20 protein-coding genes, 1 pseudogene and 1 riboswitch are annotated in these 23,391 nt (G+C 51.4%); of the genes and pseudogenes, 11 read left to right on the top strand and 10 right to left on the bottom strand.

All coding sequences use genetic code 11. The features are described from left to right. Positions 1–4 precede the first annotated feature (4 nt). Positions 5–808 carry an MOSC domain-containing protein gene (locus LG219_RS05920; protein ID WP_226763608.1) on the bottom strand — a complete coding sequence of 268 codons (804 nt, stop codon included), beginning with the start codon at positions 806–808 and terminating at the stop codon, positions 5–7. Next, the gene (locus tag LG219_RS05915) at positions 805–3,141 is read right to left on the bottom strand and encodes a DNA internalization-related competence protein ComEC/Rec2 (RefSeq protein ID WP_226763607.1); all 2,337 of its coding nucleotides are present in this window, start codon (positions 3,139–3,141) and stop codon (positions 805–807) included. Before LG219_RS05915 ends, LG219_RS05920 begins: the two co-directional genes overlap by 4 nt. An 81-nt stretch (positions 3,142–3,222) precedes the next feature. On the opposite strand from LG219_RS05915, the gene LG219_RS05910 reads away from it, so the two are divergent. The 3 genes from LG219_RS05910 to LG219_RS05900 all read left to right on the top strand — a co-directional run bounded on the left by LG219_RS05910 (position 3,223) and on the right by LG219_RS05900 (position 7,378). Then, positions 3,223–4,398, top strand: coding sequence for a UbiH/UbiF family hydroxylase (locus tag LG219_RS05910; RefSeq protein WP_226763606.1), 1,176 nt, complete (start codon positions 3,223–3,225; stop codon positions 4,396–4,398). 50 nt (positions 4,399–4,448) lie between these two features. Continuing rightward, positions 4,449–5,177 (top strand): DsbC family protein, encoded by a 729-nt coding sequence (locus LG219_RS05905; protein WP_226763605.1) that lies wholly within the window; start codon positions 4,449–4,451, stop codon positions 5,175–5,177. Positions 5,178–5,380: 203 nt separating this feature from the next. Next, complete coding sequence (locus tag LG219_RS05900) at positions 5,381–7,378, top strand: methyl-accepting chemotaxis protein (protein ID WP_226763604.1); 1,998 nt, start codon at positions 5,381–5,383, stop codon at positions 7,376–7,378. A 46-nt stretch (positions 7,379–7,424) separates the two neighbouring features. Here the strand turns inward: LG219_RS05900 and bioH are convergent, their stop codons facing one another. From bioH to bioF, 3 genes are all read right to left on the bottom strand, one after another. Next, positions 7,425–8,186 carry a pimeloyl-ACP methyl ester esterase BioH gene (gene bioH / locus LG219_RS05895; RefSeq protein WP_226763603.1) on the bottom strand — a complete coding sequence of 254 codons (762 nt, stop codon included), beginning with the start codon at positions 8,184–8,186 and terminating at the stop codon, positions 7,425–7,427. A gap of 316 nt (positions 8,187–8,502) precedes the next feature. Further along, entirely contained in the window at positions 8,503–9,363 is an 861-nt protein-coding gene (locus LG219_RS05890) for a Rossmann-like and DUF2520 domain-containing protein (protein ID WP_226763602.1), read from the bottom strand. A gap of 24 nt (positions 9,364–9,387) precedes the next feature. Then, positions 9,388–10,608, bottom strand: a complete 1,221-nt coding sequence (bioF, locus tag LG219_RS05885) for an 8-amino-7-oxononanoate synthase (protein WP_226763601.1) — start codon at positions 10,606–10,608, stop codon at positions 9,388–9,390. A 283-nt stretch (positions 10,609–10,891) separates the two neighbouring features. Between bioF and LG219_RS05880 the strand changes: the two genes are divergently transcribed. Then, the gene (locus tag LG219_RS05880) at positions 10,892–12,166 is read left to right on the top strand and encodes a nitronate monooxygenase (RefSeq protein WP_226763600.1); all 1,275 of its coding nucleotides are present in this window, start codon (positions 10,892–10,894) and stop codon (positions 12,164–12,166) included. Positions 12,167–12,249: 83 nt separating this feature from the next. On the opposite strand, the gene dapA is transcribed toward LG219_RS05880, so the two are convergent. Continuing rightward, positions 12,250–13,113: a 4-hydroxy-tetrahydrodipicolinate synthase gene (gene dapA / locus LG219_RS05875; RefSeq protein WP_226763599.1), complete on the bottom strand. Its 864-nt coding sequence runs from the start codon at positions 13,111–13,113 to the stop codon at positions 12,250–12,252. 82 nt (positions 13,114–13,195) lie between these two features. Next, positions 13,196–13,410, bottom strand: a riboswitch (Lysine riboswitch). 96 nt (positions 13,411–13,506) lie between these two features. Here dapA and LG219_RS05870 point away from each other — a divergent pair. Together LG219_RS05870 and LG219_RS05865 are read left to right on the top strand one after the other, a co-directional pair. Further along, positions 13,507–14,211: a type II secretion system F family protein gene (locus LG219_RS05870; protein ID WP_226763598.1), complete on the top strand. Its 705-nt coding sequence runs from the start codon at positions 13,507–13,509 to the stop codon at positions 14,209–14,211. A 12-nt stretch (positions 14,212–14,223) separates the two neighbouring features. After that, positions 14,224–14,487, top strand: a pseudogene (locus LG219_RS05865) (type II secretion system F family protein); the annotation flags it as partial. Between the two features lie 83 nt (positions 14,488–14,570). On the opposite strand, the gene LG219_RS05860 reads toward LG219_RS05865, so the two are convergent. Beyond that, positions 14,571–14,885 carry an AzlD domain-containing protein gene (locus tag LG219_RS05860; RefSeq protein WP_226763596.1) on the bottom strand — a complete coding sequence of 105 codons (315 nt, stop codon included), beginning with the start codon at positions 14,883–14,885 and terminating at the stop codon, positions 14,571–14,573. Next, a complete protein-coding gene (locus tag LG219_RS05855) occupies positions 14,885–15,610 on the bottom strand; it encodes an AzlC family ABC transporter permease (protein WP_226763595.1) in 726 nt (241 codons plus the stop codon). The genes LG219_RS05860 and LG219_RS05855 overlap by 1 nt, the downstream gene beginning before the upstream one ends. Before the next feature lie 115 nt (positions 15,611–15,725). On the opposite strand from LG219_RS05855, the gene LG219_RS05850 reads away from it, so the two are divergent. The 4 genes from LG219_RS05850 to LG219_RS05835 are packed head-to-tail and all read left to right on the top strand — an operon-like array spanning position 15,726 to position 18,629. Beyond that, the gene (locus LG219_RS05850; protein WP_226763594.1) at positions 15,726–16,274 is read left to right on the top strand and encodes a chorismate--pyruvate lyase family protein; all 549 of its coding nucleotides are present in this window, start codon (positions 15,726–15,728) and stop codon (positions 16,272–16,274) included. Beyond that, on the top strand, positions 16,274–17,158 hold the full coding sequence (gene ubiA, locus LG219_RS05845; RefSeq protein WP_226763593.1) for a 4-hydroxybenzoate octaprenyltransferase: 885 nt from the start codon (positions 16,274–16,276) through the stop codon (positions 17,156–17,158). The genes LG219_RS05850 and ubiA overlap by 1 nt, the downstream gene beginning before the upstream one ends. Beyond that, positions 17,155–17,982, top strand: coding sequence for a hypothetical protein (locus tag LG219_RS05840; protein ID WP_226763592.1), 828 nt, complete (start codon positions 17,155–17,157; stop codon positions 17,980–17,982). Before ubiA ends, LG219_RS05840 begins: the two co-directional genes overlap by 4 nt. Beyond that, complete coding sequence (locus LG219_RS05835) at positions 17,937–18,629, top strand: glutathione S-transferase N-terminal domain-containing protein (protein WP_226763591.1); 693 nt, start codon at positions 17,937–17,939, stop codon at positions 18,627–18,629. The genes LG219_RS05840 and LG219_RS05835 overlap by 46 nt, the downstream gene beginning before the upstream one ends. A gap of 144 nt (positions 18,630–18,773) precedes the next feature. Here the strand turns inward: LG219_RS05835 and LG219_RS05830 are convergent, their stop codons facing one another. After that, a complete protein-coding gene (locus LG219_RS05830) occupies positions 18,774–20,309 on the bottom strand; it encodes a S41 family peptidase (protein WP_226763590.1) in 1,536 nt (511 codons plus the stop codon). 160 nt (positions 20,310–20,469) lie between these two features. Next, complete coding sequence (locus LG219_RS05825; RefSeq protein WP_226763589.1) at positions 20,470–22,011, bottom strand: S41 family peptidase; 1,542 nt, start codon at positions 22,009–22,011, stop codon at positions 20,470–20,472. A gap of 364 nt (positions 22,012–22,375) precedes the next feature. Here LG219_RS05825 and LG219_RS05820 point away from each other — a divergent pair, with 364 nt between their 5' ends. After that, positions 22,376–23,104: a YebC/PmpR family DNA-binding transcriptional regulator gene (locus LG219_RS05820; protein WP_226763588.1), complete on the top strand. Its 729-nt coding sequence runs from the start codon at positions 22,376–22,378 to the stop codon at positions 23,102–23,104. Positions 23,105–23,391 lie beyond the last annotated feature (287 nt).

The raw sequence follows: 23,391 nt of genomic DNA, 5'->3' as shown, positions 1-23,391 counted from the left end.
ACGCTTAGCCGTTTTTATGGCTTAGCACTGCTACCGGTAAACCCAATTGTAGTGCGCCGCCTTGCACCACCCGTGCATTCTGACCAAACACCACCGCAGCGCCCATTTTTCTAAACTGCGCCAAACTGCGTAGCGGTTCTGAATCGCGGCTTCGCTCGGCCGTGTCCGGGTCCAGCGTCGTCATCAAACAACGCTCACACGGTTTGGACAATTCAATCTCCACCTCGCCAATACGAATCCGCTGCCAAGTATCCTCAGCAAACGGCGCGCTATTGGCGATCACCAAATTAGGCCGAAAACGCAGCATCGCCAACTCACGGCCAACGCGCGCATTGAGCGCTTGCAATGAGCCTTCGCCAATGATTAATAAGGGATAAGTATCGACAAAGCTAATGGCCACATCCGGATGATTTTTTAAGCGTCGGTGCGGCTCTAAACCGAGCCACATCAGATGTACGCTTTGATTTAAATATGCAGACAACCACGCGTCGGCATCGACTGCCCCGCGCCGTGCTAAAAACTCAGTCTCCCAAACATCGGCCTGATGCAGCTCATTAAACTGCGCCAGCGCGACAAATAAATCCGCCATGCCCGGCGCTTTGAGCCACAGGCCATCGGGTGTCACTTCAGCACAAATTAATACAATCCGCGGTTCAGTCCGCGCCGTGATTTGCACGCCCGCCGCATTGGCAATCATCCACTCTCGATCTTGTGGCAAACCGCGCTCCTCGAGCTGGTTCTGGCTCAGCGCCTCGGCACGGCCTGATTTCAGTGGGTAGCGATACAAGGCAGAAAGCAACATCGTCATGGCAAGTTTCCAGCAGCAGATTGGGGATCAGAATAAATCGCAGTGTACCAATATCGCGGCGCGATGGCGCGCTGCCGCTGAAGATTAATCAGCTCGCCGACAGTAAATTGTAATGATCCATCCTGATCCGTCCGCAATATGCTTGCCCCTGCTGCGGCATATCGCGCTAATACCTCGGGATGGGGATGGCGAAATTGATTCATAAACCCCGCTGAAAATACCGTGTATTGCGGCTGCAAAGCCTGAATAAACGCATCCGATGAGGCGCTTTTACTGCCGTGATGTGGTGCAATCACGATGTCGGTCGCCGGCAAAGCGGCAGCGAGCAGCTCCCCTTCTTCAACGCGGCTAATATCCGCCGGAATTAAAGCACTATGCCAACGATTATGAATGCGCAATACGCAACCGCGCGCATTGTCATTGTTGGCCGCGTAATCGGCGCGCAGCCACAACACCTCAAAATCAACCCCATCCCAGTGCCAACGCTGCCCCGTTTGGCAGCGCTGCTGGGCCACTTGACTGCTTAAAATCGGCTGATTTTCTGGCAGACTATGCAAAATCAAATGAATCGGCAACGCCGCAGCATCGCCCTGCCCCAGCAAAATCGGCGCGCCGCCAATATGATCGTTATCGTTATGCGATAGCAATAAAGTATCCAGCTGCGTGATGCCCGCCTGACGCAACACTGGCAAGATCACGCGCTCGGCGTTGGCTTCGCGCCCAGTATCAAACAGCAAAGCATGTTGCCGCGTTTGCACCAACACACTCAAGCCTTGATCCACGTCGAGCACCTGTAATTTAAACTGCCCATCATCCAGCTTGGGCTGCGGCATAAAAAACAGCGGCAAAAGCATCACCCAGCCCAGCCAACGTGCCGGAATACCTCGGGGTAATAGCAGCAAAGCCACACCCAGCATGGCCATCGGCAATATACCCATTGGAGGAGAACTGATTTCTAGCGCTGGCCACGGCCAAGTTAATAGCCATTGCAATAGCCGATCTAAGATTGAAAACAAGCCCTCAGCCCAGCGTAGCAGCGTTCCCGTTGGATCGAGCAAACCCAATAAAGCCAAAGGCGTAATCAAGACACTCACCAAAGGAATCGCCAACGCGTTGGCCAGCGGCGACATCAATGGCACCTGACCAAACACCAGCACCAAGATCGGTAACGACGCCAACGTCGCCGCCCACTGCGTGCTCAACCATAAACGCCACGCCGGTTCGTGCCCAATGCGATTGGCCCCCACCCAAAGCAAATACGCCACCGCTAAAAACGACAGCCAAAAACCCACCGAGAGCACGGCAAACGGATCAAACAGCACCACCACCGCCAAAGCAGTAGCCCAAATGGCGCTGATCGCCATCGGCCTAGCGCGCCACATGCACACTGCGCCGACCAACAGCATTAATACCGTGCGCTGCGTTGGTACACTCATCCCCGCCAACACGCTATAAATTAACGCGATCAACACACCGGCGATTAACGCCGCCCGTTGCGCTGCCAGCCTTTGCGTTAAATACGCACTGCGCCGCCAGCCATACCGCACTAATGCCATGCCCATCGCCGCCAGCATCGTAATGTGTAAACCCGAAATGCTAATTAAATGCGTAATGCCCGTCAGGGCAAATCGTTGCCACTGTGGCTTGGGGATTCCCGCTTGATCGCCAATGGTTAGCGCGACAATCACGCCTTGATACGGCGCATCCTGCAAAGCGTGTTCAATACGTTCGCGCAGTGCGGCGCGAACCCGCAACACCGCCGCCCGAACCGAAAAGCCTGGCAAACGCTCCGCCGACTTCATGCTGGCAATCGCAGCAATGTTTTGCTGTAAAAACCATGCCTCTAAATCAACGCCTGCTGAGTTAACCACGCCATGAATCGGTTTGAGTTTGAGCTGCAAACGCCAGCGCTCTCCCGCACCAAAAGGCCCGCCTTTGGCGTTGACTTGAATTTTATCGACCTGCCACGCTCGCTTGGGATCCGCATCGGGGGTAAAAATAAAGCGCGGCCCATAGCGCGAATCTTGCGGTAAATCGGCAATAAACCCCGACATCCACAGCGTTTGACCGACTAAATCGGCCGGAATGCGCTGCGCCATCCGCATTTGCGCCCGCCAATTAGCCCAAGCAAAACCCAAACTGAAGGCCAAAACCAGCAGCACCAGCCATTGCAAAACCGACTTTGGCTGGCGTCGATTCAAATAAAAAAGTAAGCCCAGCGCCAGCAAAGCAATCGTCAGCACCCAGCCCAGAGCAGGTAAAGCAGCTTGCTGCTGTAATGCAATGATCCCAAGCACCCAGCCGAAAATAAACAGTAAATAGCGACTTAGCATGCAACTAGCTTAGGCAATCGTGCTGTGCCTAGCCCAAGAAATCACCTTGCACGAATCATTCACAATGTTAAACTCGTGCGTATGAAAAATTTCGATGCCGATATCCTCATCGTGGGTGGTGGTTTAGTCGGCGCCGCTTTGGCGCTGGCCCTCAAAAAAACCTCGCTTTCGGTGATCTTGCTCGAAGGCCGCGCGCCTTGCCTAGATTTTGATCTCTCCACGTGGGATCAAAGAGTCTATGCCATTAGCCGCGCTAGTCGTCAGCTCCTGACACAAATCGGCGCTTGGCAGCGCATTCGCCCGGAGCGTTTATCGCCCATTTCAGCGATGAAAATCCGCGGTGACGCCGTCGATGCCTTGTTAGAATTTAACGCACTAGAAAGCGGTGTCGATGAGCTGGCTTTTATCGTGGAAAACCGTGAATTACAGCGTGCACTTTGGTTGGCCCTCGCCGACTGCAGCCATGTTGACATCATCACGCCAGCCAGCGCGCAATCACTCGCAATCGATCTGGATGCCGCCACACTCACCTTGGCCGATCAACGCCAACTCCGCACGCGTTTAGTTGTCGGCGCGGATGGCGCGCAATCTTGGGTACGCGGACAAGCAGGGATTCAAGCCAGCAGCAAACCCTATGCGCAATTTGGCGTTGTCGCCAATTTTGCCATTGAAAACCCTCACTACGGCTGCGCACAACAATGGTTTAAAACCGACAGTATTTTGGCTTGGCTGCCGCTCGCCCAGCAACAGATGTCGATGGTTTGGTCGTGCGACGCTGCGCTAAAAAATGAATTACTCAATTTAAGCCCTAGCCAACTGGCTGCCAAAGTCGTTCAAGCTGGCAATGCCGCATTGGGCGAACTCACTTTAATTACCCCGCCCGCGGCGTTTGAGCTAAAACTCAATCAGATTGAACAGTGCGTCAAACCGCGTTTAGCTTTGGTTGGCGATGCGGCGCATACGGTGCACCCCTTAGCCGGACAAGGGGTTAATTTAGGTTTTGGTGACGTTGCCGAACTGGCTGACTTATTAACAAAAACCCATCCGGAACGAATCGGTGATTATTTAGTCTTAAGACGCTATGAGCGGGCTCGCCGCGAGCCCGTTCGATTAATGCAAACCGTGTGTGATGGCTTGCAGCAGCTCTTTAATAATGACCATCCCGTTTTAATGCGTTTACGCAATGTGGGACTGGGCGTGACCAATGCTTTACCATGGCTAAAACGGCAATTAATTCGCCACGCGATGGATTCATAAACACTGCAGATCGCTGCTTTGCAGCAATTTACCTGACTGAAGGATGACTCATGAAACACCTAAGCCGTACTCTGATTGCCGCAGGCATGATCGCGCTCACCGCATGCAGTGCCCAAGCGGATGCACCACCCAAAGATTTAAAAGCCAATCTGGCCAAAAAAATTGGTCAACCGGTTGATTCGGTCAGCGAAACGCCAATTAAAGGCCTGTACGAAGTGGTCTTAAATAAGCGCCAGATTGTTTATTCCGACGCCAAAGGTGAGTTTGTCGTCGTTGGCGATATGGTTAATGTTGCGACCAAAAAAAGCCTGACTGAAGCGCGCATGGCTGAACTCAATAAAGCCGACTTCAGCAAATTGCCACTCGCAGACGCGATCAAAGAAGTCCGTGGCAATGGTAGCCGTAAATTAGTGGTGTTCTCTGACCCAGATTGCCCATTTTGCAAACGCCTTGAAACAGACAGTTTAGCCGGCATTGAAAATGTCACGATTTACACTTTCTTGATGCCGCTAGCTGGCTTGCATCCGGATGCAGCGCGTAAATCTGAGCTGATCTGGTGCAGCGAAAATCCACAAAAAGCCTGGCGCGAATTCATGCACAACGGTAACTTGCCAACCGGCGGTAAAACCACGTGTGATAACCCCATCGCGCGCAGCGTTAAACTCGGCGAGTCACTCGGCATCAATGGCACGCCAGCCTTGATTTTTGCTGACGGCCAAATCGTTTCGGGCGCGATTCCAAAAGACGCCATCGAAAAAATTCTCGCTACACAAAAATAAGCTTCACTGCCGATTCATTCGCCCACAGCCTCGTTTTTCCGCCATGGAAAGACGAGGCTTTATATTTGGCCCTCAATCTTTAAATCGCAGCCATCGCCGAGTTCCAGCGAGTATTTAAAAAAAATGAGCATTAATTAATTTCACATATCCTTCTCGAAAATTACTTCATATAGTGGACTGTCGATTTAATCGAGATCTCAGTCATGCTGCGCACGCTATTTTCACCGGCTATCGCCTTAGTCTCAAAATTACGCTTTGCTCAAAAATTTATATTGATTGCCTGTATTTTGGCGATTCCAACGCTGTTTATGCTGACTCGAATCGTCATTAACTTTAATACCGACCTCAGTGCACTTAACAACGAACGCGTCGGCCTGCAATACGCCAATATCATGCGCGATGTCGTTGACCAATTGCAGCGCCACCGCGGTTTGACTACGGCTTTTTTGCAAGGGAAAACTGATTTTGCGCCGGCCATTACCGAGTCAGAACAAAAACTCAAAACAGCCATCGATCAAGTCAAAAAACAGCTTGCCACCACACCGCTGACGCCAATCCCCGAAAAATGGCAAAAGCTTGAAACCGAAATCACGCCGTTGCTCACACAGTGGCAGCAATCGAGCGATAATTTCCAGCAACACAGTCGTGTAATTGCACACAGCATCGCCCTATTGGGTGATATCGCACATTATTCTGGCCTGTCTTTAGACCCAGAAAGCGACAGTTACTATCTGCAGGATATCTATTTTGCTAACTTAATGCCTGCAACCGAAACCTTAGCCAAAGCACGCGGTATCGGCACTCGGCTGGCTACCGAAAAAACCGCTACGCCAGAAGACGCCATTCAAATGAGTACGCTGGCAGTTTTAACGCAACAGACTGCCGAGCAGATCAATAAAAAACTGAGTCGCACCTCGGTTGAAAAGCTCAAAGCAGCAGGAAAAACATCCGGAGAGCAACTCAATCAAACTGCTCAATATCTACAAACCGGCTTTGCTAACACCGAGATTAAGGTCGATCCTGCCGCCCATTTTGCATTGCTTACTCGCAATATTGACGCGCTCAATCAATTTTCTGTTCAGGTGATTGCCGAAATAGAAACGGCCTTAACGGCCAGAGAAAATCGAATTATGGCTCAGCGCAATTTTGTGCTGAGCCTAGCGCTCATCATGTTGGCTTTAGGCGCCTATTTATTGACTGGGGCGTATTTATCCATTCATGGTTCGGTCAATCAATTGCGCTTAGAAACTGAATTGCTAGCCAGTGGCGATTTAAGCCGAACGATTCATCTGAATATCAAAGATGAACTCGCCGATGTCGGCGAAAGCTTTAATATCATGGCCATCAGCTTACGACATTTAATCGGCCAGATTCGCCAAAATGCCAATGCCGTTTCCAACTCAGCGGATCGACTCAATCAAAACTCAGATCAAGTGGTGCAAGCCTCGCACCATCAAGCCAATGCCTCCAGTGAAATGGCGGCGGCCATGGAGCAAATGAGCGTGAGTATTGCTACGGTTTCTGAGCACGCCGCCTCATCAGAACTGCAAGCGCAAGCCGCGCAAAATGACGTACAACAAGGCCAAACACTGATGCAATCGGTGCTGCATGAAATCACCGACCTCTCTGAAAATCTGCAAGACTTGGGCGGGAAAGTCGACAATATGCAAGTGCATTCGACTGAAATTGGCAGCATCGTGCAAGTCATTAAAGAAATCGCCGATCAAACCAATTTATTGGCACTCAATGCCGCCATAGAAGCCGCTCGTGCGGGCGAGCAAGGCCGAGGGTTTGCCGTGGTGGCCGATGAAGTGCGTAAATTAGCCGAGCGCACTAGCGCATCGACCACCGAAATCACCAAGCTCGTTTCCACCATTCGTAAAGACACTGACGAAGCGGTCAAAGGCATGGTGATCGCTCGCGAAGAAATGGCACGCGGTAGCGAACGGGTGGGCGATGCCAGCAAGGCGCTCAGTAATATCAATAGCAGTAGCCGCGAAGAGCTCAACGCCATTGCTGAAATCAATTCGGCCATGGCCGAACAAAAACTCGCCAGCCACGCCATTGCACAAAGTGTCGAACGGATTGCTCGGCTGGCCGAGGACAATAGTCTGAGTGCTGATGCCAATGCCGGTTTATCGCTCGAGCTCAAACGCAGTGCCACTCAATTAGATCAGCTCGTTACCCAGTTCAAGCTCTAAACCGCCCGCTCGCGCGATTGGCCGCGTCGTTGCTCGAGCACCAGCATTAGTTTTTGGCCAGAAACGCCAACTGCGTCGCCAAAAACGCATCGCGATGCGACAAAAACGGCGCATGTGCTGCACCTTGATGAATTTTCAACGTCACATCACTCAATTGACTGGCCAACCAATGCGCCACCGCCACTGGCGTTAAGGTATCTCGATCACCGTATTGCAGCAGCACTGGGCAATCAATTTGGCTAATTTGCGCACGTAAATCGGTATCGCGCAAAATCGCCAAACCCTCACTCAACGCAGTTAAACTGGGCTCACCGTGCTTGAATAAATCGGCGAGTAATTCCTTAGTCACTGCGCGCGCGCTGGCGTCCCCCATTGCTTGCAAACTGATAAAGCGTTTGAGTGTACCTTGCCAATCTTGCTGCAATTGCTCAGCAAATTGCGCCAATACCGTAGCTGGCATCGCGCTGGCCCAATCGGCTTGCTGCATAAAGCACGGACTAGATGCAATAAGGCTCAAGGACTTTACTTTTTGCGGCTGACTGATCGCCCACTGCGCTGCCACCGCGCCGCCCAAAGACCAGCCGATCACTTGCACCGGCCAAGGAAACGCCGCATCCACTGCCGCCACCATCGCTGGCAGACTTAACGCCCCATTCGCTGGCGACGCCCCATGGCCGGGCAAGTCGACTAAATGCACGCAATAATCTTGCGCCAGCGCATCGGCAATCGAATTCCATACCGTGCTATTCATCGCCCAACCATGCAACAACACCACATCAGGCCCTTGGCCCCGCGTTTCAATCCACATTCATTTATTCCCAGTCAATCGATTTAGGGCTGACATATCGCCCACCATACCAAGGCGATGTTCAGATTACGCGTTGATCGTAGCTTCGCGCATTCCCTCTCCCTTGATGGGAGAGGGTGAGGGTGAGACGCCGGCGTACAGCTCAACACCCCCATCCCAACCTTCCCCCATCAAGGGGGAAGGAGTTGAAGTCGATCAGCTCAAGCACTGGTGATATAAGCGATCAACATCAAGTTCGAACAAAGCTCATGCCAAATGGGTATCCATATACAGCGCTTTAATTTTATAGCCTGCAATCATATACCCACCCAACACCTCATTGCTCATGTAAATATTGCGCCAACGCTTGCCGCTGCTGCGGGTTTAAACGCTCACCGGCGAGGCATAGCGTATGTTGCCCCAAAACTTGATACAAGGATCGATACTGGCGCGGTAAAACCGCCAAGTGCTGGGCGACGGTGGCACTATCGCCGCGCACAATCGGCCCCGTCAATGCCGCAGCAGGCCCAATGGCGACGATGTTATTTAAGGTTTGCTGCATCAGCCCCAACACCAAGCGCTGCGCCATCTCGGGCGCGATACCTGCTTGATTGGCGGTTTGCAGCGACACCTCAGCCAAAGTCACCAGATAATTGGCAGCCATAGTGAGTGCGGCGTGATACGCCGTTTTACCGCCAGCTTGCAGTGCAAATGGCACCCCGCCCAAATCACTGACCCACGCTTGCAAGCGCCCACACGCCACCGCGTCGCCTTCAATCGCGCACAGCGTGCCAGCAAACGTCGCTACTGCGCGCGCCGGATCGGCAAAAGAAAACGCTGGATGCACGCTGGCCAGCGCCGCGCCTTGCGCACGGAGTGACGCCAACTGCTGCGCATCTAATGCGCCGCTGGCATGAAACACCACATTGCCCGCAGCAATCACGCCAGCCTGAGCCAGCTCGCTCGCCACCGCAGCAATCGCTGAATCGGGCACCGCAAGCAACCATAAATCGGCGGCGGGCAACGCCGATAGCGTCTTGACTACTTGCCCGGCGCCGATAAAATCCAGCGCCTTTTGCGCCGCTGGCGTTCGCGCCAACACGCCAGCAATCTGATATTGACCCGACAATTGCGCCAAGCGGGCCATAGATTGCCCCAAGCGGCCAGGGCCGATGAGATTGAGTTTGAGTTTGAGCATAAAAACGCCTTAATCCCTTAATCCTTAATCTATTTCGCTTAAATCGATGCCATCGGAATCGGTCGTAGGCGTTGAATCGACCGCAGGCAATGCCGCTAAAATGCGCAGCAACTGCTCACATAAGGCTGCGACTTCTTCGTGCGTATGCGCGGCACTGAGCACCACCCGCAAACGCGGCGTGATCACCGTGGGTGGGCGAATCGCCGCCACCCAAAATCCAGCAGCAAATAAAGCGGCAGAAACTTGCACGGCGATTTCGCTACTGGGCAAAATAATCGGCTGAATCGCCGTTTTCGACGGCAATAAAGTGCAAGCGCCTGCCAAACGCTGGCGGAAATACGCAATATGCTGCTGCAAGCGCACACGCCGCGCCACATCCTGCGCAATTAAATCCAAACTGGCATGCATCGCCGCAGCAATCAATGGCGGCGCAGCCGTGGTATAGATATACGGCTTAGCGGTATTGATCAGATAATCAATCACCACCTGCTCTGCAGCAATATACGCCCCGGCAACGCCAGCCGCCTTACCCAAAGTCGCCATATAAATAATCCGTGGCGACGACAAACCCAGCTCGGCCAAAGTGCCACGGCCATTGCCTAATACCCCAAAGCCATGCGCGTCATCGACATACAGTAGCGCGTCGTACTGCTCGGCCAATTTAAGCATTTCGGCCAGCGGCGCAATATCGCCATCCATGCTAAAGACGGCGTCGACCACAATCATTTTGCGCGCAGCTTTCGATGCGGCCAATTGCCGCGCCAAGGCTGGCAGATCGCCATGCGCGAAACGTTTTACGTCGGCGCGCGACAACACCATCGCATCATTGAGCGAAGCATGATTGAGCTTATCAGCAAAAATCGCATCGCCACGCGACATCAAACCGGTAATCACCGCCAAATTGGCCATATAACCGGTCGACAAAGTGATCGCCGCCGGTTTATTGGCCCACGCCGCCAAGCGTTCTTCCAGCTGCTGCTCAACGGCAAAATGCCCAGCGACCAAATGCGAAGCGCCGCTACCCACGCCCCAACGCGCCGCGCCCGCTTGCGCGGCAGCGATCAATTGTGGGTGATTGGCCAAGCCTAAGTAATCATTACTGCAAAAATTACACAGCTTTTGCCCTGCTAACTCAACTTGTGGCCCTTGCGCTGAAGTTAACACCCGCCGAAAGCGATACAAATGCGCCGCCTGACGCTCAGCCAGCGACTCAGCAAGCTGCGAAAACCAGAGTATCTGCGCCATTGCGGCTCCTTTTAAATCGAAGTGGCTATTCTAAATGATTTAGATTTGAATTTGGCTTTACATCTTCCCTTGTCTTTTCCTGACCAACAAAGAAATAACCACGACAAAAACAACTTAAATTTGAAAGAAAAAAGAGTTACACAATGATGCCTTTGGCAAAATCTTGCGTATTGTCATCATTGACACAAGCCAAAAACCCCTTTTACACGTTATCATTCGCCATTGAAAAATTTTACTCATCATTGAGCTGGCCTTAAAACCAGCTTAAGAATGGAACGATCTAATGAAGCGTGTTGATGATTTTCGTCTGAAATTTGGTAAAGAAGAGTATGTGCCGATTATGATCGGTGGCATGGGTGTGGACATCTCCACGGCCGACTTAGCACTAGAAGCTTGCCGTCTTGGCGGCATCGGGCATATCTCCGACGCGATGATTAATACGGTCACCGATCGTCGCTACAACACAAAATACGTCAAAGACAAACTCAAGCAATACAAGTTCAACGTCGCCAACAGCGACAAAGCCGTGGTGCAATTCGATTTAGAACAACTGACCAACGCCACCCGTTTACACGTTGAAGCCACCATGGCGCGTAAGCAAGGCAATGGCATGATCTTCATCAACTGTATGGAAAAGTTGACGATGAACGGCCCCAAAGAAACCTTACGCGTGCGAATGAATGCCGCGCTCGACGCCGGCATCGACGGCATCACTTTGGCCGCCGGTTTGCATTTGGGCTCTTTTGCGCTGATTGAAAGCCACCCGCGTTTTCATACCGCCAAGCTCGGGATTATTGTGTCGTCGGTACGCGCCCTGCAATTGTTTATCAAAAAATCGGCCCGTACTGGCCGCCTACCGGATTTTGTCGTCGTTGAAGGCCCATTGGCTGGCGGCCATTTAGGCTTTGGTATGGATTGGGCTGAATTTAAGCTAGAAGACATCGTGGCCGAAGTGCTCGCATGGGTACAAAAAGAAGGCTACGAGAATATGCCGGTGATTCCAGCCGGTGGTATTTTCACCGGTTCTGATGCGGTTAAATTCTTAGAAATGGGCGCGGGCGGCGTACAAGTGGCCACTCGGTTTACCGTCACCAAAGAGTGCGGTTTGCCGGACAATGTCAAGCAAGAGTACTTTAAAGCCGATGAAGACCTGATCGAAGTGAATCAAATTTCACCCACAGGCTACCCAATGCGAATGTTGAAAAACACCCCCGCCATTGGTTCCGGTATTCGCCCCAATTGTGAAGCGTATGGTTATTTGCTCGATGCCAATGGCAGCTGCTCTTACATTCAGGCGTATAACAAAGTCATCGAAGAAAATCCAAACGCGAAAAAGATTTCTGAAATTCACGTTTACGAAAAAACCTGCTTGTGCACGCACATGCGTAATTTTGATTGTTGGACTTGCGGCCACTACACTTACCGCCTCAAAGACACCAGTAATCAATTGCCTGACGGCCGCTATCAATTGCTGACTGCCGAGCACGTGTTTAAAGACTACCAATTTAGCACCAACAACCAAGTGGCCTTGCCCGAATTGGATGAAGCTGCGGTCTAAGTTAATCTGCAGGTTCAAAAAAAACCGCCATCATGGCGGTTTTTTTTGTATCTATCTTTGTCTATCACGATGATGGTGAGCGTTTAAGCCGCTGCCCATTGCAAATCCGCCGCCAATAACGGTGCCAGCGAAGCTAAATCTTCGGCGCATAACGGCAAGCGTAATACATTACTGGCAATGCGCTGCTGATAATGCATTAACGCTTTAGTCGGAATCGGGCTTGGTGCGACAAATAAACTCTCCGCCGTCTCGCGCAATACCGCCCCAATAGCCTCACCCGCCAAACCTTTAGCCACGATATCGGCCACTTGCTGCGGCCAAACATTACTCGCCACCGAGACTAAACCGGCCGCGCCCAATAAGGCATGCTCGGCAAACCACACATCGTCGCCCGAGTACCACGCAATTTGTGGAAACGCCGATTTAAGCTCAGCAAACCGCAGTGGATTGCCGCCAGATTCTTTCACCGCCCAAAAATTTGGATGACCAATTAAAGCGGCAATCGCCGCTTCGGCCAAAGCCACGCCCGAGCGCGATGGAATGTTATACAACATGCACGGTTTGCTCACCGCATCGAGCAAGGCTTGAAACCAGCGCTGCTGACCTTGCGCGCCGGGCTTGGCATAAATCGGCGTCACCAATAAATACGCCGACACCGGCTGCGTTTCGCAAAAAGCCAACCAATCTAATTGGCTGGCCAAATCCAAACCACCCACGCCCACCATGAGCGGCACATTCAACTGCAAACGACAGGCATGCTCAATAATCGCTTGGCGCTCAGCCAAACTTAAATTCGCGCCTTCGCCGGTTGAACCGAGCAGCGTAATACCGTTGCCGGCTGCAGCTTGCTCGTGCAATAAACGCGTTAACGCCGCAAAATCCACGCCGCCATCGGCGTGCATCGGCGTAATCAGTGCGGTCCAAAGTGGGGTCTGAGTAACAGTCATGGTGATCTCCAATACAAGACGCTTGGAGAGAGGAAAAGTGCGGCAATGATGCGCCGGCAACACGCCAGCTGACAATGAAATCATCACCAAGAGCACTCCAGTAATCGATGATTACTGACAGTTCAGAGGATTCAGCCTCTGTAACCAGCAATCGGAGATTCAAGTCTCCAATCACTTCGGCCTTGCTCCCCCTAATACCACCGATGGTGCAGCTGCATCGCAAACCGCGATGCATAGCGCACACAGAGCTTGATCTCTGCGGTAGTACGACCTGGGCAAGGCGCCTCTCTTGTCGTTCAAGAGCGTCTATTGCAACTCAAGCCGCTCCGATTGTCAACAAGCTGACAGCCATCACAGTCGCATTTTTAAGCTCAATCAGCAATACTGCAGCCTATGAGCTCATTTTCGCCACTACCGCATGCAATTCGGGCTGATTTATTCAGCCAATTGGCCGTGCTCGAGCGCGCTGGCTTACCGACGGACCATGCTTTAGCCAGCCTCAATCTAGCGCCACGCTATCAGCCACAATTAGCCAGCATGCGTAAAGCCTTGGCGCGCGGCAAATCCATCGCCCAAGCAGGCGTGCAAGCCGGTTTATTTAATCCACTGGATGCGGCGTTGGTCGCGGCGGCTTGCCATGCCGGCAGCCCTGCCCTGCTCTATAACCGCCTAGCCGAGCAATCGGCGCTGATTGCCCGTTTAACCAAGCAAGTTCGCGCCAAATTAGCGATGCCCGCCCTCACCCTGTTGCTGGCGCTACTGATTAATCCACTACCCGCATTGATAATGGGATCGCTCAGTTTATCGAGCTATGCTCTGGGGATTATTACGCCGCTGCTCTTAATTTACTTGATGTATCGGCTTGGAAGATTGGTACTGCAATCGTTTGAGCGCAATACCTCAGCAACGCTGGTTAAGGCCTTGCTGCAAACGCCGCTATTGGGCGCTTGGTATTTACGCAGCAAGCAGCATGATTTTATCGCCAGTTTGGCGCTGCTGCTGCACGCAGGCGTATCGATGTTTGCCGCCATACCGATTGCACAATCGACGCTCAACTGCGCGTATTTACAACAACAAAGTCAGCCATTATTACGATAATTAAAGCGCGGCCAAACGCTCACCGCCGCGCTCAGCGCCGTGCCATGGTTGGCGGATCCACGTTTGGTCGCGATGGTAGAAACGGGCGAAGCCAGCGGCACATTGCCTGAAATGCTGCAACGCGTTGCCAATCAACAAAGCGCCGATCTAGCGCACAGCGCTACGCAATTGGCGGCATGGCTGCCGCGCCTCATTTATGTGCTGATCGCCGGCTGGATGGCGTGGGGTATTTTGACCAGCGGCGCAATGCTGCCGCAAGTACCAGCGGATTTATAAAAGCGATGACTGCAATTTTTTCGGTTGAGGGTTGATGACGCACGCATCGAGCTGCGACTTAACGCTATCGGCAAACGCCAACGCTAAAGTAAACGCAAGGCGTAATACACCGCCATCCCCAGCACAATCCCCAGCATGAGTTTTTTGCTGCGCCACACGATCAAACCGGTCGCAATACATCCGCCCAATTGTGGGCTCAATGCTTGCCAATGCCCTTGAGTCATAAAAATTTCTGGGGTAATAATCGCCGTTAATACCGCCACCGGCACATAGCTTGCCGCTTGGCGTAGCACCGGCGGAAAGCGCTCACCGACACCGGGTAGAAAAAAAGACACCCGCAAACCATAAGTCACCAAAGCCATGCCAAGCAGCAGACCGATTGTAGTGAGTATATCCATCAAGCCTTTTCCTTAAATCGCATTGCCGCCCATACCCCAAGCAATACTGCCAACAGTAAGCCTAATTTATACGGCAAACCATGCGCCAATAGCGCCGTCGTGCCAGCCACCACCGCGCACAGCACTTGTGCGCGCGACACCAGTAGCGGCACCACAATGCCGGTAAAGGTCGCTACCATCGCAAATTCCAGTCCCCAGTGTTGCAACTGCGGAATGTTATTGCCCAGCACAATGCCGATGCCAGTAAATACAATCCACGTGCTGAAATTAACTAAACCCGAGCCCAGCATCACCGAGTCAAGTGGCGTAATTTTGCGGCTGGCCGCGCTTTGCACCACGGCAAAAGTTTCGTCGGTTAAGAAAAAAGCCAAACACGCGCGCCGCCAAAATGGCAGATGGGCAAACGGCGGCTGCAAGGTGGCGCTATACAAGGCATGGCGCAAATTAATAATCAGCGTGGTAAAAATAATCACCGGCAGCGCCGCGCCGACGGCCAGTAAGCTCAGCGCCAAAAACTGGCTGGATCCGGCATAAACCAATACCGACATCGCCATGGTTGCCCATGGCGATAAACCCGCTGGCCCCGCCAAGGTGCCAAAAATGAGCGCAAACGGGGCCACGCCCATTTGCAAAGGCAGGGTATCGAGCATGCCGATTTTAAAAGCTGATTTTGAATTTTGCATCGCAACATCATAGGGTAACTCAATATTACTGACAATATTCATCAGCAAAAATCAAGCTAAAAAACAGCGCTTTAGCCGCAAACGCGACGCCGGAACGGCAAGCGCACTGGGCTTTTGTGGCATAATCGCAAAGATTCGATGAACAAACCCCAACCCTATGCCGCATACCGCTTTTTGGCACACGCCCTTGGCCTTAGCGCCGTGGTCGTTGCGACCTTGGTTGAGCGAACGTGGCTCATTAACTCAACGCTTAATCGCGCATTTTCCGCAATTAACCGTGCGCGTTTTACAACAAGGCTTTCGCCGCCCACACCCAGATGAAACGCAAATTTTGCAGCTGCCAAGCGCCAGCCACGTCGCGACACGCGAAGTTTTACTGTGCAGCCAAGGCCGCCCCTTGGTATTTGCCCATAGCATTACTTGTCGACAGCACTTACAAGCGGGCTTTCATTTGTTTGAACGCTCTGGCAGCCGCCCTTTAGGCGCGCTGCTGTTTGCCGACCCGTGTATTCGTCGCTCAGCACTGGCCTGGTGTAAGCTCAGCCCGCGTCATCCGCTATGGCAAAAAGCGCAAGCGGCCGTCGGCGGGCAAGCCGCAACTTTATGGGCGCGGCGTTCAGTGTTTTATTCTGGCGCGGCGCAGCTTTTGGTCACCGAAGTTTTTTTAAGTGATTTTCTTTTGCCTTCACCTTGCGAACCCATTTAATGCCAACGCCCTATTTCAAACCGCAGCGCTGGTCGGCGTATATTCGTTTAGCCCGTATGGACAAACCCATCGGCACTTTATTACTGCTCTGGCCCACGCTTTGGGGCTTATGGATTGCAGCTCAAGGTCGGCCCGATTGGTCGTTATTATTGATTTTTTGCCTTGGCACTTGGCTGATGCGCTCAAGTGGTTGCGTGATGAATGATTGGGCTGATCGCGATTTTGATGGCCATGTTGAGCGCACCCAAAATCGGCCTTTAGCCACTGGCGAAATCAAGCCCAAAGCCGCGCTGTATTTCGCCGCTGGCCTCGCGTTACTGGCTTTATTGGTGGCCTTGCCGCTCAATCATTTGGCCTTATTACTCACCATTCCTGCGCTATTTTTGGCCGGATCTTACCCCTTTACCAAGCGCTTTTTAGCCATCCCACAAGCGTATTTAGGCATTGCGTTTAGCTTTGGCATTCCAATGGCGTTTGCCGCCCAAACCGGCAGCGTGCCCTTGATTGCTTGGGCGCTGGTCGCCGCCAATCTACTCTGGACTGTGGCTTACGATACCGAATACGCCATGGTCGATAAGCCCGACGATCTTAAAATCGGCATCAAAACCTCAGCCATTACCTTTGGCCGCTTTGACGTGGCCGCGGTGATGTTGTGCTTTGGCGCATTTGTGCTGTGCATGCTGGGCATTGGTTATGCCACTGGCCGTGGGGTGATTTACTTTGCTGGTTTAGCCGTGGTGATGCTGGCGATTATTGATCAGTATCGGCGGATTCGTGGTCGGCAGCGCGACGCCTGCTTTGCGGCTTTTTTGGCCAATAATCGCATCGGTGCGCTGATTTTTGCCGCCTTAGTACTCGATTACGCTTGGCCGATTGCACTATGAAAATCACCCCGCTCACCACAGTAGAGCAAGGCGGCTTAATGCGGCGGATTTCAGATTTAGAATCGGGTTCGGCGCGGCAATGGTATTGGCTAGAAATCGCGCAAAATTACCCGCACGGTGCGGCAAGTAAAAAAGAAAAAATCCTTGGTATTGCCCTGCAGATATTTGGTATTAACGCCTGCCAAGCGATACTGCAAAGATTAGGTCTAACCGGCTTGGCGCTCTATCAAATCGCGAGCGATACTTTTTTGCGCTTGCTACAACACAAAACCAATGACGCAATTTTAATCATCGGCGGGGTATTGGCGCTGTTAATCGGCTTTAATCGCCTGCCAGCCAGCCAACAATTGGCCGCATGGTGTTTGGCCATCGGCGGCGCATTTTGGCAAATTGCGCGTATTTTTCGCACCCCAGCAGCAGCGCCAAGCAGCGAAGCAGTCGGCGCTGAGGATAGCCTAGGTTTACAAGGCCTACTGATCACAGCGGGCGTTTCACCGGCGGTGTCGAGCGCCTTGATCAAAGGGCTGATTCAAGCGCCACAACAATTTTTAGCGCCGTTACTCGTCAACCTGCCCGATCTCGCTCCTGCAAGCCAACCCAGCCGCGCGCAACAATACGCTTGCGGTGCCTTACCGTGGCTGATCATTGGCACCACCAGCAGCGCCATCATTGGCGCATTGCCGCCGGTGTGGGGCGGCCTCAGTGTGTTAGTACTGCTGCTACTGTTGGCTTACGGCATGCACCGCAGCGCCAAACCATTGGCGTTGTTGGCAATCAGTTGGCTCACTTGTGGGCTATTGGCGCAACTGACGCACTGGATTTAATGATGGCAACACCGATTTTGTATTCATTTCGCCGCTGCCCCTACGCAATGCGCGCCCGTTGGGCAATTTGGCATACGCAACTTCGCGTTGAAATCCGTGAAGTGGTGTTACGCGATAAACCGACTGAGCTATGGGCGGTGTCGCCCAAAGGCACGGTGCCGGTGTTATGTCTACCCGATGGCCAAGTGATCACCGAGAGCTTAGAGATTATGCTGTGGGCGCTGGGTCAAAATAGTGCGTGGCATCCCAATGCTTTGGGCGCACAGCAAATGGCGTTGATTTTGCAACACGACACCGAATTTAAGCCCTTGCTCGACGCCTATAAATACCCCGAGCGACATCTGGCACTCAGCCCGCAGCAACATCAAGATAATGCGACGTATTGGCTTGAAACCAACATCTGCAATAGGCTAGCAGCACATACCTATTTGATCGACACCGAATTTCGCCTGAGCGATGCCGCCATTGCGCCGTTTATTCGGCAATTTTCAGCAGTTGCGCCAGATTGGTTTTTACAGCATGCCAATCCACTGCTACAGCAATGGCTCGCGCGTGTCTTGCAAGATGATTTTTTTGCCGCTGGCATGCAAAAATACCCCCGCTGGCAAGCAGGCGACAGCCCAAGCTATTTTCCTGCGAAGCAATAGACGCGGTGATGTTTGTTTGGCCGATTGCGTTGATGCGGATTTTGGCCAAAAGCAATGTAAGAAACGCGCCGCAGCGTCATGCTACGCACAACTTCGTACCGCAGTGTCGCATCCAAAGTCGCTCCAGCGGGCTAAGCGCCGCGCCTATTTTGGCCATCCCAAGTATTGATTTTTATGCATTTCGGGTTTGGCAATATACGCCGTTGGGTCGATATGGCGAGTTGCATCAGTGGTATCAAGTCCTGCCCTCGAAGCCAAAGAGCGATTGAGCGCAATCGGCGGCTGACATGAATTGGGGTTGCTGCGCCGAAATAAAGCCGCCGCCAGCATGCCTTCGTTGATATCACCCAAAGGGCGGCTAAAGTCATCATTCGCGGTGCATTGCGGTGTAAAGCCCTCGCTAAAATCACTAAACCCTTTGGCATTGCTGCCAATAAATTCAATCGGAAAATAAGAAATCCCGCAATTGGATTGGCCAATAAAACCATACGGTTTACCACAGGTGGTTTTACCAATGATTTGCACATCAACGTCAATTCCGCGCAAACCATTAATAATCGCCTCACTGGCTGAACAGGTGTTTTCTGTAGTTAAAATAAATACCTGCTTTAAATTTAAACTGGGCAATAACTGCCCCGCCATACCCGATTGCGTTGATTGCGCCGTGGCATAAAAAGGCATGACATTTAACGCCGTTTGCGCTGGCCGTTGATCACTAAATTGCAAACGATCAAACACCCGATTTTGAATTTGATTCGGCCCCGCAATCATATACGCCAACTCACTGGCAAGATATAAATAACCGCCGCTGTTATAGCGTAAATCTAAAATTAACGATTGAATATTATTTCTTTTAAATAAATTAATCGCCTCAATTAATGGTTTTTCCGCGCCACTAATATGCGAATTAAACACCAAATAACCCACTGGGCCATTAGCAACATTTAAAATTTGTGCCGGCAATACCGGCATGGTTTTGGTGCTATCGGCCACAACATTAAAGCTCAATACACTCGCGCCACGCCGAAATACCATCGTGTGTGCACTCGCCGCTTTGGGGTACAGCGCGGCATTCACCGCCGCTTGATTACTGGCCGTACCATCAGCCGGTAGACCATCGATAGTGATTAATTGATCTCCCCGCAACACCCCGACTAAAGCCGCTTGTGAGCCGGGTGACACATACGCCACCGTCATTTGCCATGGCACGCTGGTGCGACTGTAATGCCATTCAATGCCGTAATTTAACACTGCGCCGCTGTCTAAAAATCCCTGCCAATCACGCGTTAACGCCGTAAAACTAAATTGATCTTTTTTTACCCCAGCAGCAGTGAAATAAGGCGATTTTAATGCCTCAAAATAAGCATCAATTGATAAATACGAATTAGATGCTTGATTAAACTGCGCCAAAGCCGGATTGACACTGGGGATTTCCGAATACCATAAATATTTCTCCTGCATATTGGCTTTCACCCATGCCTTTTCGTCATTCAAAGTACCGCTGGTACTGAAAGCGGTATCGTCAAAGCGATAGGGATTATTGGGAGCACATTTTTGGGCAATAGCCGAAACCGAATTTGGCGTTGGGCTCGGTGTTGCCGATGTTGAACCACCACCGCCACCACACGCTGCGAGCAAAAGAAGCAGCCCACAAGATACAAAACCAATTTTAAATTTCATTTAGCTTTCACCGATGGAAATATACATTCCATGCTAGTGGGCAAGTGGCAAAACACAAGCGGCGTCAGCGCTTAAATCCCCTAAAACCCAATCCACAACCGCAAAACCAGCATAAAAAAAACGCCAAGATCATCTTGGCGTTTTTTTAACGTTAACGGGCTTAACGAACAGTCCAATATTTATTGTTTTGCATTTCTGGTTTTACCACCAGCCCCTGCGAAGCGCCCTGCCCGATTCGGGCCGTACCCGAATAAGCCATGGCTGCGGCGGGTTTACATAAATTCGGATTGGCTTGACGATACATCGCCGCAGCAAGCAAGCCTTCGCTGCTATCACCCAGCGCCTTACTAAAATCATCATTGGCGCTGCATTGTGGGGCAAAACCATCGGCAAAATCGCCCATGCCTTTCTGATTTACTCCTTTAAATTCCATTGGGAAATAAGAAATACCGCAATTAGATTTACCAATAAAGCCATACGGTTTACCGCAGGTGGTGTTACCAATGATTTGTACATCAATATCAATACCGCGCAAGCTATTGATAATTGATTCACTCGCCGAGCAAGTATTACCTGATGCCAAGATATAAACCCGTTTTAGGTTTAAAGTCGGTAAAAATTGATTTTTATCCGTGGCATTAAAAAACGGCATTACGCCATTGGCGGTGTCGACAGGACGTTTGTCATTGTATTGCAAACGCTCAAACACTTTGTTTTGCGTGGCAGTAGGCCCTGCAATCATATACGCCAACTCACTGGCAATATATAAATAACCGCCGCCGTTATAGCGTAAATCCAAAATCAACTCGCTGACATTGTTGTCTTTAAATCTCTGCACCGCATTAATTAAAGGCTGTTCAGCGGTTGAAATATGCGAATTAAATAATAAATACCCGGTTTTCTTACCCGCAACATCAAATATTTTAATTTGATCGCTCGGTACCGGTGAAATCGTGATGTCCGCTGCGGCCATGCTAACGGGTTGCACGCTGCCTGCCCGATCAAAAATAAACTGGTGCGTCGCGCTATTGCGTGGATAGAGTAAAGCCGATAAACCGCTAACGGTCGCATCACCGACCACGCCATCGACCGATTTCAATACATCACCACGCACAATACCAGCCAGTGCAGCCGGCGATTTCGGTTCAACATAAGCCACCCGTATAGCCAGCGGCGGCGCATCGCCGGTGTAGTGCCACTGAATACCGTAGTCCAGTACCTTGCCAGAGTCGAATAAACCATTCCACTCACGGGTGATTTGCATAAAACTAAATTTATCGGTCTTAGCCCCCGAAGCAGTCAGCGTCGGCGTTTTTAGCGCTTGGAAATATGCGGATAAAGAGCCAAATACTTGGGATTCATTACTAAATGCCGGCGTAGCAGCATTCACCGTTGGCATGTCTTTATACCAAAGGTAATTTTTATTCATATTGTCTTTGAGCCACGCTTTTTCATCATTCAAAGTGCCGCTGGTACTGAAAGGCGTATCGTCAAAACGATAGGGATTATTCACTGAACATTTTTGCGCCACTACCGCCGTGCTTGGCGCAGGCGTGGCGGCTGGCTTATTACCTAAATCGGTTTGTGGACCATCAAAAATCCCAGCGCCATCACCCCCACCACCGCAAGCACTCAATAGCGCCGTCAAACCCATTGCCGAACAACGCAATGCCCATTTTTGCCCCTGACTAACTCGCATCATATTCTCTTTTTAATGTAATTTTGAAAGATGCTAGTTTCATATTCATAAAACATCAAGCTGACTAACCAAGAAATAAACAAATCATTAATTGCTGATAAGTAAATTAAAACCCGAGTGCGGTGATTCCAAGACAATCACGTGCTTTATGCCGCTAAATACCGATAACGCCTTGCAATAAGCAATACCGCCGCGCAAGAATCAGCGTCGCATAAAGACGACAACCTCGATTCAATCAGCACAATACCGCGCCACAAACACTGCGCCGCATCAAATGGCAGGCAATGACCCGCTGCGGATATTTTTTGCCATCGACGACCGTGCTAGAATATCGCCCTATCGACTCAATGAAAAATACAGGTGCAGCATGGCAGGTCATAGCAAGTGGGCAAATATTCAACACCGCAAGGGCCGTCAAGACGCCAAGCGCGGCCAAGTTTTCACCAAATTGATCAAAGAAATCACCGTTGCCGCCAAAATGGGCGGCGGCGATGTGCTGATGAATCCACGTTTGCGTTTGGCCATTGATAAAGCCAAAGCGCAATCAATGCCAAAAGACAATATCGAAAACGCGGTTAAACGCGGCTCGGGTGCGCTCGACGGTGTCGATTATTTAGAAACCCGCTACGAAGGCTATGGTCTGAATGGCGCGGCGGTGATGGTCGATTGCCTGACGGACAATAAAGTACGCACCGTTGCTGACGTGCGCCACGCTTTTGCCAAATACGGCGGCAATATGGGTTCGGACGGCTGCGTGTCATTCCAGTTTAAGCATTGCGGCTATTTGATTTTCGCGCCGGGTACCGATGAAGACGCGTTAATGGAAGCGGCACTTGAAGCTGGTGCTGACGACGTCGCCACCAATGACGACGGCTCAATCGAAGTGATCACCCCACCTTACGATTTTGTCACCATCAAAGAAACCCTCGAAGCCGCCGGTTTTAAAGCCGAAATGGGCGAATCAACGATGAAACCGCAAGGCGAGACTGAGCTTGAAGGCGACGATGCGATCAAAATGCAAAAACTGATCGACGCGCTGGAAAGCTTGGACGACGTGCAAGAGGTGTATACCACGGCGGTGTTTGACGAAGAATAATTCCAGTTCTGAATTCAAACCTGACTTTGTCGGCATCACCTTGCCGTGCTACAGCACTGTCTACGGCTCACCTTCGTGTCAGCTTTGATTCAACTGGAATAGGCTGCGTTAAAGCGTCGTGAAATTGCAGCATATAAAAAACCACCAAATATTTGGTGGTTTTTTTACATCGCGCCATAAATATAGGATGGTTAGAGGGCTCCCAAAGCTGCCCTACAATTTTTCCTGCTTGATCTGGGTGTAATAAGCGCATTACACCGAGACTCTGCCCGAAGGTGCTGCTAACA

The organism is Deefgea salmonis (assembly GCF_020531905.1).
Lineage (GTDB): Bacteria > Pseudomonadota > Gammaproteobacteria > Burkholderiales > Chitinibacteraceae > Deefgea > Deefgea salmonis.
This window is presented reverse-complemented; position numbering and strand designations above follow the sequence as displayed.

What these genes read in the sequence shown, in the direction of transcription:
- LG219_RS05920 (WP_226763608.1), bottom strand. Translation starts at nt 808, where the DNA reads ATGACGATGTTGCTTTCTGCCTTGTATCGCTACCCACTGAAATCAGGC.
- LG219_RS05915 (WP_226763607.1), bottom strand. Translation starts at nt 3,141, where the DNA reads ATGCTAAGTCGCTATTTACTGTTTATTTTCGGCTGGGTGCTTGGGATC.
- LG219_RS05910 (WP_226763606.1), top strand. Translation starts at nt 3,223, where the DNA reads ATGAAAAATTTCGATGCCGATATCCTCATCGTGGGTGGTGGTTTAGTC.
- LG219_RS05905 (WP_226763605.1), top strand. Translation starts at nt 4,449, where the DNA reads ATGAAACACCTAAGCCGTACTCTGATTGCCGCAGGCATGATCGCGCTC.
- LG219_RS05900 (WP_226763604.1), top strand. Translation starts at nt 5,381, where the DNA reads ATGCTGCGCACGCTATTTTCACCGGCTATCGCCTTAGTCTCAAAATTA.
- bioH (WP_226763603.1), bottom strand. Translation starts at nt 8,186, where the DNA reads ATGTGGATTGAAACGCGGGGCCAAGGGCCTGATGTGGTGTTGTTGCAT.
- LG219_RS05890 (WP_226763602.1), bottom strand. Translation starts at nt 9,363, where the DNA reads ATGCTCAAACTCAAACTCAATCTCATCGGCCCTGGCCGCTTGGGGCAA.
- bioF (WP_226763601.1), bottom strand. Translation starts at nt 10,608, where the DNA reads ATGGCGCAGATACTCTGGTTTTCGCAGCTTGCTGAGTCGCTGGCTGAG.
- LG219_RS05880 (WP_226763600.1), top strand. Translation starts at nt 10,892, where the DNA reads ATGAAGCGTGTTGATGATTTTCGTCTGAAATTTGGTAAAGAAGAGTAT.
- dapA (WP_226763599.1), bottom strand. Translation starts at nt 13,113, where the DNA reads ATGACTGTTACTCAGACCCCACTTTGGACCGCACTGATTACGCCGATG.
- LG219_RS05870 (WP_226763598.1), top strand. Translation starts at nt 13,507, where the DNA reads ATGAGCTCATTTTCGCCACTACCGCATGCAATTCGGGCTGATTTATTC.
- LG219_RS05860 (WP_226763596.1), bottom strand. Translation starts at nt 14,885, where the DNA reads ATGGATATACTCACTACAATCGGTCTGCTGCTTGGCATGGCTTTGGTG.
- LG219_RS05855 (WP_226763595.1), bottom strand. Translation starts at nt 15,610, where the DNA reads ATGAATATTGTCAGTAATATTGAGTTACCCTATGATGTTGCGATGCAA.
- LG219_RS05850 (WP_226763594.1), top strand. Translation starts at nt 15,726, where the DNA reads ATGCCGCATACCGCTTTTTGGCACACGCCCTTGGCCTTAGCGCCGTGG.
- ubiA (WP_226763593.1), top strand. Translation starts at nt 16,274, where the DNA reads ATGCCAACGCCCTATTTCAAACCGCAGCGCTGGTCGGCGTATATTCGT.
- LG219_RS05840 (WP_226763592.1), top strand. Translation starts at nt 17,155, where the DNA reads ATGAAAATCACCCCGCTCACCACAGTAGAGCAAGGCGGCTTAATGCGG.
- LG219_RS05830 (WP_226763590.1), bottom strand. Translation starts at nt 20,309, where the DNA reads ATGAAATTTAAAATTGGTTTTGTATCTTGTGGGCTGCTTCTTTTGCTC.
- LG219_RS05825 (WP_226763589.1), bottom strand. Translation starts at nt 22,011, where the DNA reads ATGATGCGAGTTAGTCAGGGGCAAAAATGGGCATTGCGTTGTTCGGCA.
- LG219_RS05820 (WP_226763588.1), top strand. Translation starts at nt 22,376, where the DNA reads ATGGCAGGTCATAGCAAGTGGGCAAATATTCAACACCGCAAGGGCCGT.